A 12,052-nucleotide genomic window follows, 5' to 3' on the forward strand; every position below is an offset into this window, starting at 1 on the left:
CTCCCCTTAGCAAGGGGAGGGAACTGGATTTCTAGTTTCCCCCCTTTCCAAGGGGGGATTAAGGGGGGTAATTCCGAAGTATCAGGGGAAAACAGACTTGTGTGTACACCGTAGTCTCCCCGCTTGCGAGGGTTAGGGTGGGGTTCTTTTATTCTGGTTGTGCTATAAGACACCATCAGCAGGTAAAATTTTCCAAGCTCTCGCCAATATAAACGGGGTATTATCTAAGTTTTAGCTGGAATTTGACAGTTTTGTTTGAAGCATTAAATAAATATGTAGGAGGATTTATGATTGCTTCGTCAAAAGGTAATTCGACAGGTTCCCCAGACTCTCAGAGTTTGGAAGTGATCAGACAAAAATATCAATATAACTATACCCACATTCCCCCATTAGCGATGCTGGATACGCTTCCGGAAGGGGAACAGTTTTCTAGAGATTGGCTTTTTTTATTGGCACAGCATTTGCGAGTGGTGTTTGTGAATACCATCATTACCAATCGCGGGAATCGTGGTTCTCTGTCGGTTCGCGATGATATTAAATATTTTATTCTGGAAGCTGTGATGAAGGGTGCAATCCCCATCCAAGTTAGTGTTATTGGTAGATTACTGCAAATTATTCCCCAAATCTTGCTGAAAGGATTATCGATAGATTTTAGAGAACTTGATAATTTGTTTTTTTCTGCGCTGAAGGAAAGTGGACTTTCCATCTTTAAAGATTCCTTGGATAAAGTCATAGAATTGATGTATGAGGGGCAACCAACAGGACATGTGAAGAATTTGAGGGAATATGAAAAATTACTCCCACAAATGGAATTACCCGCGATCGCAAATGGTTTTGGGCAGGATGATGTGTTTGCGTATATGCAAGTGGCTGGTTATAATCCCTTGATGATTCAACGGGTAACAAGTTTAGGCGAAAATTTTCCTGTTACAGATGAGCATTATCAAGGGATGATGGGTGAGGATGATTCCTTGGTTGCAGCAGGAAGGGAAGGAAGACTGTATTTAGCTGACTACAGGATTTTAGATGGTGCAGTTAACGGTACATATCCGAAAACACAAAAATACCTGTATGCACCTATAGCATTATTTGCCGTACCCAGGGGGAAAGAACAGAATCGAATGTTACGTGCGATCGCAATTCAATGCGGACAAAATCCCCGCGAGAATCCGATTGTCACCCCCAAATCGGGGAAATATGCTTGGATGTTTGCAAAAACCGTTGTCCACATTGCGGATGCGAATTACCATGAAGCTGTGAGTCATTTAGGACGAACCCATTTATTTGTCGGTGCTTTTGTGATTGCTACCCATCGTCAATTACCAGCGAATCATCCCCTGAGTCTATTATTACGTCCTCATTTCGTGGGAACTTTGGCTATCAACGAAGAAGCACAACGAAATTTAATTGCAGCAGGGGGAGGAGTAGATTCGTTACTTGGTGCAACCATTGATAACTCCCGTGTCTTTGCAGTGCGAGGGTTACAAAGTTATGGTTTCAATACTGCTATGTTACCAAAACGGTTGGAGTTACGTGGTGTTGATGATACTAACCTTTTACCTGTTTATCCGTACCGTGATGATGGTTTATTGATTTGGAATGCGATTCATGAATGGGTTTCTGACTATTTAACTATTTATTACAAAACAGATGCAGATGTGCAAAATGATATAAATTTGCAAGCATGGGCTGCGGAAGTACAAGCATTTGAAGGTGGACGCATACCCGATTTTGGCGAAGAAAATGGAGGTATCCAAACCAGGGAATATCTAATTGATGCGATCGCGTTAATTATTTTTACCGCTAGTGCCCAACATGCTGTTGTCAACTTCCCCCAGAAGGAGATAATGAGTTATGCAGGAATTATCCCATTGGCTGGTTATGCACCAGCATCAATTTTACGGAAATCAGAAGTTACTGAGCAAGATTATTTGAGTTTGTTTCCACCTTTGGAGATGGCACAAAAACAATTAAATTTACTGTATTTGTTGGGTTCTACATACTACAACAAACTCGGTGATTATCCGCAATTACAGTTTTCTGACACAAAAGTCCAATCCTTGTTACAAAAATTCCGTAAAAAGCTTAATCGAGTTGAAGATACTATTAATCAACGCAATTTAAATCGTCCAACTTATACTTATTTACTTCCTTCGAGAATTCCCCAAAGTATCAACATTTAAACTTTGAATTAATTAAAAAATTTGGGATATCGAACGAAAATTATCGAAATTTATGACTAGATTTAGCGTTGATTTATGGTGCTATTTCTCTATATTTATCTGTGTGAATCTGCGTCTATCTGCGGTTTATTATCTATATTTCCAAAGCTTGCTTAACGCTCTGAAGCACATACAAAAAATCAGAAAACCCAAAAAACTATGGCACTTAAAGAACAAGTCATCAATGGACATAAACGTCAAATCTGGCTAGCAAATATCCTCGCTAAAGTCGGTAATAATAGCCCAATTGGTAAGTTATTACGTTTAGTATTTTACTATGCCGATGGGATTGTTATCCTCAGACATTGGCGAGATTTTTTGTATATTCGTAAAGATAATATTGGGGATAAATATTTTGCAGTAGACCAAGCAATTATGCATTCTTCCCATTCCCAAGTCAAGAAATTAATGCATACGGAACCGCAATTAAGAGGAAACGATTTAGGCATTATTAGAATTTTAGCTCCCAGTTATCTACTCAATAATCCCCTAAGTTTGGGAATGAATGGGAACGAGCATAATGGAGCTAGAGCTTTGTTTTCCCAAGCTTTACCTAATCCATTAGAAAGAAGTGATATTTTAGGGGAATTAGTTAATCAGTGTCTTGCGGATGCAGCGAAACAGAAACAGCTACATATTGGTAATGATTTACCAAGAATGATGATACGGATTTTGCATCAGGTTGTGTTTAATATTTCCTTATCAGATGAAGAGATTACTGCATCGAACAACTTTGTGAAAGGTTTACCACTTGCATCATTTCCCAATTTCATCAGCGAAAAATTACTATCAAGTAAAACAGCACCAATTATCAAACATCGCCAAAAATTAATTAAACGCTATCAACAATCATCAAAATGGGCAGCTTATTTAGAGACAGGTTCCCAATATCAATTAAACCCACATCAGATTGCAAATAGCTTGTTTGATATGATTCATATTGCGGGAACTGCTGGTACAAGTGCATTACTAGGCTCAGTAATTGGTGTTTTGTGTCAAAATAATGCCTTGAGAAATGACGTAATTACTGAGATTAATACAGTTTGGGATGGAAACGAACCATTAAATGGAAATGCGATCGCACAATTAATGTTGACTCAGAATGTAATTTTAGAAACTGCACGTTTTTATCCCCCAGTAAGATTTGTTAGTCAACTTGCCACTGAATCAGGTGAAATTGAAATTGGTGGTAGCAAATGTCCTTTCCAAAAAGGAACTCGTTTATTAGGTTCTATTTTTACAGCTAATCATGACTCTCGTAGATACGATAATCCAGAGAATTTTGATGCGACACGGGATTTCTCTGATATTTTATCTTGGAACGGTAAAGAACACGATCGCGCTTGTCCAGGGAAAGGTTTATCAATCGGTTTAATTGAAATATTCTGTTTATATTTGTTCAAAAAATATCAATGGAATTCAACTACCCCAGTTAAATGGGATTTTAATAAGGTAACTGCTGTGACTCCAAATGATTTGGTATTACAAGGATTTTCTAGTAAGTTCTAATCCCAAACATTTCAATAATCTAAGAGAGACGCGATATATCGCGTCTCTACAAATGTAAAATAGAAAATTGGTAATGGAAAATATGATGAATGAAGCTATTGAAAAGAGAAAGCTTAATGATATTGCCACTTGGATGATTTCAGTGGAAGAAACTGGTTTGCCTAATATCCTTAAAGGGATATTTTTTATGGATGGGAATCCACTACCAGATACTTGTATGACAATGTATAACGTTGAGTGGGATTCAAAAAATCTCAGTTTATTTATACCTGTATCTGGTTTGGTACAGTGGACTTTTCATGACTCGATTCCGGGATGGTTGTTGCTGCGTGCTGCTCAATTAAGTCAATTTGGATATCAAATCAAGTTTGATGATTCAGCATTACAAAGTGCCCAAATTATTCCTTTTGTATTTGGATTAGCAATTCCTAAATGGATTTTTGATTTGACGATGTATCAAATAGGTGATTCTATTAATGGAGATATTTGGAAACGTGAAAATCTTTGGTTTGGTGGTAGTCTTCGCATTGGAGAATATACTTTGCGTCGGGTTGTAAATGCAGATGGTAGTTATACTTCGGCTTTTAATGATATGTTGAATAAGGCTCCAAATGACTGTTTAGTGATAGCTCCAAAGTAGCAAAATCTAGGTTTAACGGGAGGTTGAGGTGAAGCGGAGATTGTTAATATTGTTGCTAGGAAGTTATTTAATTTTTGGATTTATTTTGCCAAGTTTCGCAAATTTAGCAAAATTACCCTCACCTCAATTAATAGTTTTACAAAATGAAAATCAAATCATCCAAAATCTAAAATCCAAAACCCAAAATCCAAAATCGAATAATTCACTAATCGAAAATTCAATTGAAGAAGGGAAAAGATTATATGATGTGGGAAGATTTGCGGAAGCAGTAATAGTTTTACAACAAGCAGTACAAGAAGACAAACAACAAGGGAAAATCCAAAAGCAAGCAGCAACTTTAGCTAATTTGTCTTTAGCTTATCAACAAACTGGAAACTGGAAAGAGGCAAAACAAGCGATTAATGAGAGTTTGCAACTACAGGAATTAAATAACCCAAGTAAAAATCAGAAGCTGCTTGCCCAAACTTTAATGATTCAAGGTAAATTATTTCTATCAACAGGAGAAAGTGAAAATTCCTTAAAAAGTTGGCAGCAAGCAGAAAAATTATTTGTAGAAGTCAAAGAACCAAACAGTAGGATAACGGCAAAAATAAACCAAACACAAGCATTACAAATCTTAGGTTTTTATCGCAGTGCAATAAAAATTCTTCAAGAAGTGAATGCAACACTAAAAACCCAACCCGACTCAATTCAAAAAGTAGTCAGTTTACGTTCCTTAGGAGAAGCACAACAAATAGTCGGTGATTTAAAGAAATCTAATATAGCATTACAAGAAAGTTTAGAAATTGCTCAACGTTTGCAAAACCTAGACGAAATCAGTGCGAGTTTATTGAGCTTAGGAAATCATGCACTTATATGCGATCGCACCACTGAAGCTTTAACCTACTACAAACAAACCTTTCAATTTGCCCCTTCTCCCCTCATCAAACTTCAAGCACATCTCAACCAATTAAGCTTACTTAGGGAACGGAAAACAGATACCACAACAATAATATCAGAAATTCAAACCTTACTCCAACAAATTTCCCCCAGTCGCAGCAGCATTTATGCCCAAATCAATTTTGCCGTAAATTTAGTAAAAATGGGCATTTCTTCCCCTTCCCCAATAGATATCCTAACAACCGCTATCCAACAAGCTGAGAGTATCGACGATATCCAAGCACAAGCTTATGGTTGGGGAGAATTGGGAAAAATATCTGAGTTAGCAGGAAAATTTCCCCAAGCTCAAAAATTGACTGAAAAAGCAATTGTACTTTTACAAGGAACTAATACACCAGAAATTACATACCAACTCCAATGGCAACTCGGTAGATTACAGAAAGCGCAAGGAGATATCAAAAGCGCGATCGCATCCTATGATATTGCTATAGATGCATTACAAGCATTACGCAGCGACTTAGTTGCCATAAATCGAGATGTACAGTTTTCTTTCCGTGAAAGTGTTGAACCAGTATATCGTGAATCAGTTGCACTTTTATTACAAAACCCTGAATTAAGAGACAAAAATGGACAAGCAGATGTAAAAATTCTCGACAAAGCCAGACAAAGCATCGAAGCACTACAACTAACAGAACTTGATAATTTCTTCCGTGAAGCTTGTTTACAGGGGCAAAAAGTGATTCTGGATCGAGTCGTAGATCGTGATAATCCCACATCAGCCATACTTTACCCCATTATCCTTGCCGATACAATCCAAATCATCGTCAAACTTCCCAACCAATCCCTCAAACTTTATACCAGCCAAATAGAAGAAAGCAAAGTCGAACAAACAGTGGCAAAACTGCGGCAGGATTTAAGCAATCCATCAGCAATTCAAGACTTAAAAATGCGATCGCAACAAGTCTACACATGGTTAATTAAACCAATGGAAGCAGACTTAGCCAAAAATCAAGTTGATACCCTCGTCTTTGTACTTGATGGGGTATTACGTAACTTACCCATGTCAGTATTATATGATGGCAAAGAATATTTAATCGAAAAATATGCCCTTTCCCTCAGTCCAGGTTTACAACTTCTCAACCCCAAACCCATAGTTACACAAAACCTCAAAGCACTCACAGCAGGTTTAACCCAACCCCCAAAGAACTTTCCTAATTTTGCTCCCCTACATGGTATCGAATCCGAATTTAAACTCATCACCAAAGCAGGTATTAACACCACATCCTTACTCAACGAAGAATTTACCAGCACTGCTCTGGAACGCAAAATCAAAGAGAAACCCTTTAATATCGTCCATCTTGCCACACACGGTCAATTTAGCTCACGGATAGATGATACATACATTCTCGCAGCCGATGGAAAAATAAATGTTCGTAAATTTGATAACTTATTGCGCGATCGCGACGAAGCTAGATCGGAAGCTCTCCAATTACTCGTTTTAAGCGCTTGTCAAACAGCCGAAGGGGATAAACGTGCTGTACTAGGTTTAGCAGGAATAGCCATCCGTGCAGGGGCAAGAAGTACCATTGCTTCTCTGTGGCAAATCGACGATGAATCAACAGCAATGTTTGTGGGTAGTTTCTACAATGAGTTGAAGAAAGGAATTAGTAAAGCCAAAGCATTGCAACATGCTCAATTAAAACTTCTCAACCATGTAAATTATCGCTCCCCCAGTTATTGGTCAGCATACGTATTAATTGGTAATTGGTTGTAAGTATAGCAGTCCTAAATCTTTTTATTTCTTTATTCTCTCTGCGTCTCCGCGTCTCTGCGTGAAACCAACTCCATATTTACCGCACTTGTTCAAGACTTTCAACTTGATTAGTAAACAATTCCGTAAACAAACTCATAACTGTACGTTCTTCACGGACTTTAATATTAGCAGTAATAGACATACCGGATTGTAGAGAAATACTCTTACCTCTAGCATCAAGACTTTGACGCTTTAAACTAATTTTAGCAGGAAAGCGATAAAATTGATTGGTTTGGTCGGGGGGTAAAGCATCGGAACCAACCTGAATTAATTCTCCTTTGATATCACCAAATTCGCTAAAGGGGAAAGAATCAATTCTGACATCAACCTTCATTCCTTCACGGACAAAACCGATATCTTTATTAGTAACAAAGACTTCAGCAATTAAGTTTTCATTGGGGACTATTTTGAGTACTTCTTCACTGGGGTTAGCAACAAATCCAGGATTTCCGGCTTTTAAATCGAAAATTGTCCCCGCAACTGGAGCGCGTAATTCTTGGTATTTGACGTTTAGCTTAGTTTGAGCGATTCTACTATCAATTTCGGCAACCTTTTTGTCATTTTCGAGAAGAATTTTCGATAGTTGACTGTCAATTTCCGCGATACTTTGTTTATTTGCGACTATTTTATCTAGGATATTTTTACTAGTGACAGCAACAGTAGTATTTAATTCTTGCCGTGGTTGTTGAGTGCCATATTCTAAGCGTTTCTGCTCTTCTTCTAATTGCAAAATTTGGGCTTTGAGAGATTGGACTTTTTGTTGTTGTTGGAGATATTGGAGTTGTGCGATCGCGCCATTTTTGACGAGGTTTTCCAGTTTGGCTAAAATTTGCTGTTCAATAGTTAAGTTAGCTTTGGTGTCGTTGATTTTAATTTCGTTTTGGGATAGCTGTTTTTTAATTTGTGCGACTTCTAGGTTTGCGGAAGCTGTGCGAGATGCTAGTTCTGTTTTGGCAATTTGTGAGCGTTGTTGTTCTTCGCTATTTAGGTTTGCTGTGGTGGTATTTCCGATTTGGGTTTGGAGGAAGTTAATTTCGTTGATTAATGATGCGCGACTTTTGAGGAGAGATGCTGTTTCTGGTTTTAAGTTACCGCGCAAAAATGCCATATCTGCTGCAACGAGGGAATTGGAGTTAATCAAAGCGCGATACATTTGACTTTCTTGGATTATGGCATCACGGATTTTATTTAATGATGCTATTTCGACTTTGTTTGCTTCGGTATCGAAGACTAATAATAAGTCTCCTGATTTTACTTTTTGTCCGTCTTTAATGTATACTTGCTTGACTATTCCACTTACTGGTGCTTGAACTTTTTTAACGGCAGCTTCTGGTTTTAATTGTCCTACTGCTGGAATTACTTGTTCTATTTTGGCTATGTTTGCCCAGGTAATTCCAAAGCCTGCCAATGCCATTAGTGTTATCATGATGGCACGTGACCAAATTGGCGATTGTCGCAGGATTACGGATTGGTTTTGTTGTAATTTGTAGGCTTTAAGGTCGGGTTTTGATGGGATGGAGCGTTCAGCTAACAATGTTCTTGTGTCTTGTTTGCTTTTGTTGTTGCCGTTTAGGGATTTTCCGTTCATTGGTTTTTGATGTGGTTTAATATGGATTTGTTTCGCGCAGAGACGCAGAGAGAAGGGGTTCCGGGAGATTATTCTTCCGACAAACTTCGGCAGAGACGCGGAGAAGAGGAGAAGAATTAACTAATTATAAATTTACTTCTTGTTGGTTATAAAGGTAAAAATAATGTCCTTTTTTTGCCATTAGTTCTTGATGACTACCTTGTTCGATTAATCTACCTCCATCCATGACTAAAATTATGTCTGCATGACTAATCGTGTTGAGACGATGGGTAATGAAAAATACGGTGTCACCTTTAAATGCTTTGGCTAGGTTCACGCAAACTTGTCTTTCGGTGGGATAATCTAAAGCACTGGTAGCTTCGTCTAGAACTAGTAATTTTGGTCTTTGTAAAACAGAACGTGCGATCGCAATTCTTTGTCTTTGCCCTCCAGAAAGCCCTGCTCCCCTTTCTCCAACACGGGTATTATAACCGTTAGGTAAATTCATGATAAAGTCATGTGCTGCTGCGACTTTGGCTGCGGCAATGATTTCTTCGGTGGTGGAGTCGGGGTTGGTTAAAGCAATATTTTCTTGAACGCTACTATCGAATAATAAACTATCTTGAGGAACTACACCTAGTTGTCGTCTTAGTGAATAAAGTTCGACTTTAGAAATATCATAATTATCAATCAGAATTCTGCCAGATTCGGGTTCGTAAAGTCGTAGTAGCAATTTCATAATTGTACTTTTACCGGAACCACTTTGTCCAACTATTCCCACAAATTTACCAGCAGGAATTTCCAGATTTACATTAGATACTTGTAATGGTCCACTATTGGCAAATCTGAAGGAAACATTTTCGTATTTGATTGCTCCTGTAACTGCTGGTAGAGGGATATTATAACGGTCTTTTTCTGCTTCCTGGGGAGTATCAACAATGTCGCTTAATCGTTCTAATGATAAAGCTGTTTCTTGGAAACTTTGCCACAATTGCGCTAACCGTAAAATTGGACTTGTTACGTAACCAGAAATAATCCGAAAGGCAATTAATTCCCCTAATGTTAATTCTCCTTTGAGGACTAAATAAGAGCCAAACCACAATACTAATAAGCTACTAAGTTGATTGAGAAATTGACTAGCGGAGTTGGCAAATGTCGATGTTATTACTGTTTTAAAGCCTTCCCCAACATACCTTGAATACTTTTCCTGCCATGAGAAGCGGGAAGGTAATTCGATATTTTGGGCTTTTACTGTTTGAATTCCCGACATTATCTCAACTAGATAAGATTGGGTTTCAGCATTACGTTCGGCTTTGCTACGTAACTGTTTACGGATAATTGGAGATGCAACGAATGTGATGAGAATAAATATGGGAATAGTCACCAAAGCAACTAGAGTTAGTTGGATGCTATAAAATAGCATGACAATAATATATACAACTGAAAATAATGCATCTAAGCCAACAGTTAGTGCAGTTCCCGTCAAAAACTGACGAATATTTTCTAATTCATTAATACGTGTCGATAATTCCCCAACTGGACGACGTTCAAAATAGCGTAATGGCAACCTTAATAAGTGGTCAATAATTTCTGAACCTAAACCCATATCAATACGGTTCGTGGTATCAACAAATAAATATGTCCTTAATGCACCTAATACAGCCTCAAAAAGTCCAACTACTAACAGCAATACTCCTAAAATATTTAGAGTTGTAATACTATTCTGAACAATTACCTTATCGATAATTAATTGAACTACTAATGGATTTGCAAGAGCGGCTAATTGGACAAAGAATGATGCGAAAAATACCTCTATTAATACTTGACGATAGCGGGATAAATAGGGTACAAACCAACTCAATCCAAAACGTTGTTGTGGTGTTTCCTTAGTCGGAGCAAGTAATAGTATTTGTACCTGTGGTGGAAAATTATTCTCCCCCACATCCAACTTAGCGATTAGTTCACCAGGTTTACAACGTTGAATTCCCTTCGATGGTACACCCAAAACCATCATGCGATCGCTCGCTTCATACACGACTGCAAAGTCATCTCCATAGCGAATCAAAGCAGGAGTTGGTATGCGTGTTAAATTATTTGTTGGTAAATCGATTAATTGGGGTTTCAAACCGATTAGTTCTGACAGATAAGCACAAACTTGAAAAGAGATCGTCTCTTGTCGTTTAAATTGTTCAGTTAAAATCCGTCGCACTACATCTTTACGAAATGGTATTTTTAGATGTTGACAAACCATTTGAAAACAAGCTGAGGTGGAATTTATTTCCCCTTTTCCACCAACGAAAGGATACTTTTGATTTTTGTGTTCATTTGTAGAAGTATCTACTTGTGGTTGTTCTATTTCTGGTGCGTAGGGAATATTTAAAATATTTAATTCATCTTCACTATCTAATAATTCCCGATTGATATCTTCAGACTTTACTAATTCGCGTTTTATTTTGCCAAGCTTGATTTCTTCAATATTTACTAAATCACCCTTAACTGAAGTATCCTTTCCCCAAGAATTCTCCAATACTTGATTATTTGATTTATTATTTAAGCTATTATTTAAACTTAAAAAATATAAATCTTCTGGATTCAAACCAACTAATCTTGCTGGATTTTTTCCCTTCACCTCAATTACTTCCCCATCCCTAAATTCCAAAGCCGAATTAGGAGGATAGTTTGTCACTCCATCACCACTGACAAACCAAAGTTTTTCCGTTTCTAATTGGCTAGTTTGAATTTTTCCAGGTGGAATATATTTGATAATTGCATTTTTGGCAGCTTCCTCTGTTACTTCCTTCAGATTTAAACCACCATTAGCTTGTCGTTCCAACTGCAATCCAATAAATTCAAAAATTTCAAGTAAATGAACTTGACTTTGACGTACCTGAGCAAAACCAGGAAACGAAGCAAGTAAACTCAGAAAATCAGCAGCAGCAATCGATAAAACAACAACCTCAGTAGATGCGATCGCAGTTTCGCAGCCAACTTGACGCAACAAACCAATTTCACCTACAAAATCCCCAGCTTGGAGCATCTTTAAGGTAATTGGTGTTTGAGTGCGCGGATCATAACCTAATAATCGTACCTTTCCTTCATAAATAATTCCCACATGGTCAGGAATTGTTTCTCTCCCAATAATTTTCTGACCAATCCGAAATTTCCAAGCTTGAATTTTTGGTAATAATTTCGCAATTAATTCTGTCGGTAATTGGTCAAAACCTTCCAAAGTGCTAATAAATTCTTGAAAATTACTTTTAAGATAAGTCATTCGATTTTGGATTTTAGATTTTGGATTTTAGATTTTGGATTTTGGATTTTGGATTTTAGATTTTGGATTTTAGAAATCAAAGAAGATTACTATATTTTTGCTAATAACTACTTAATCATCATTAGTAGCTAATATTAATTACTCTATAATT

6 protein-coding genes are annotated in these 12,052 nt (G+C 37.4%); 4 read left to right on the forward strand and 2 right to left on the reverse strand.

The features are described 5' to 3' along the window. The first annotated feature begins 287 nt into the window (after positions 1-287). From CK510_RS17600 to CK510_RS17615, 4 genes are all read left to right on the forward strand, one after another. The gene (locus CK510_RS17600; RefSeq protein ID WP_095722942.1) at positions 288-2,183 is read left to right on the forward strand and encodes a lipoxygenase family protein; all 1,896 of its coding nucleotides are present in this window, start codon (positions 288-290) and stop codon (positions 2,181-2,183) included. Positions 2,184-2,381: 198 nt separating this feature from the next. Further along, positions 2,382-3,731, forward strand: coding sequence for a cytochrome P450 (locus CK510_RS17605; protein ID WP_095722943.1), 1,350 nt, complete (start codon positions 2,382-2,384; stop codon positions 3,729-3,731). Positions 3,732-3,813: 82 nt separating this feature from the next. Continuing rightward, positions 3,814-4,371, forward strand: a complete 558-nt coding sequence (locus tag CK510_RS17610) for a hypothetical protein (RefSeq protein ID WP_342745975.1) — start codon at positions 3,814-3,816, stop codon at positions 4,369-4,371. 28 nt (positions 4,372-4,399) lie between these two features. Beyond that, entirely contained in the window at positions 4,400-7,024 is a 2,625-nt protein-coding gene (locus CK510_RS17615) for a CHAT domain-containing protein (protein WP_143289339.1), read from the forward strand. 76 nt (positions 7,025-7,100) lie between these two features. Here CK510_RS17615 and CK510_RS17620 read toward each other — a convergent pair whose 3' ends face one another. Beyond that, a complete protein-coding gene (locus CK510_RS17620; RefSeq protein ID WP_095722946.1) occupies positions 7,101-8,651 on the reverse strand; it encodes a beta-barrel domain-containing protein in 1,551 nt (516 codons plus the stop codon). A gap of 124 nt (positions 8,652-8,775) precedes the next feature. Next, entirely contained in the window at positions 8,776-11,901 is a 3,126-nt protein-coding gene (locus CK510_RS17625) for a peptidase domain-containing ABC transporter (RefSeq protein WP_095722947.1), read from the reverse strand. Positions 11,902-12,052 lie beyond the last annotated feature (151 nt).

It is taken from the genome of Brunnivagina elsteri CCALA 953 (genome assembly GCF_002289455.1).
GTDB lineage: Bacteria > Cyanobacteriota > Cyanobacteriia > Cyanobacteriales > Nostocaceae > Brunnivagina > Brunnivagina elsteri.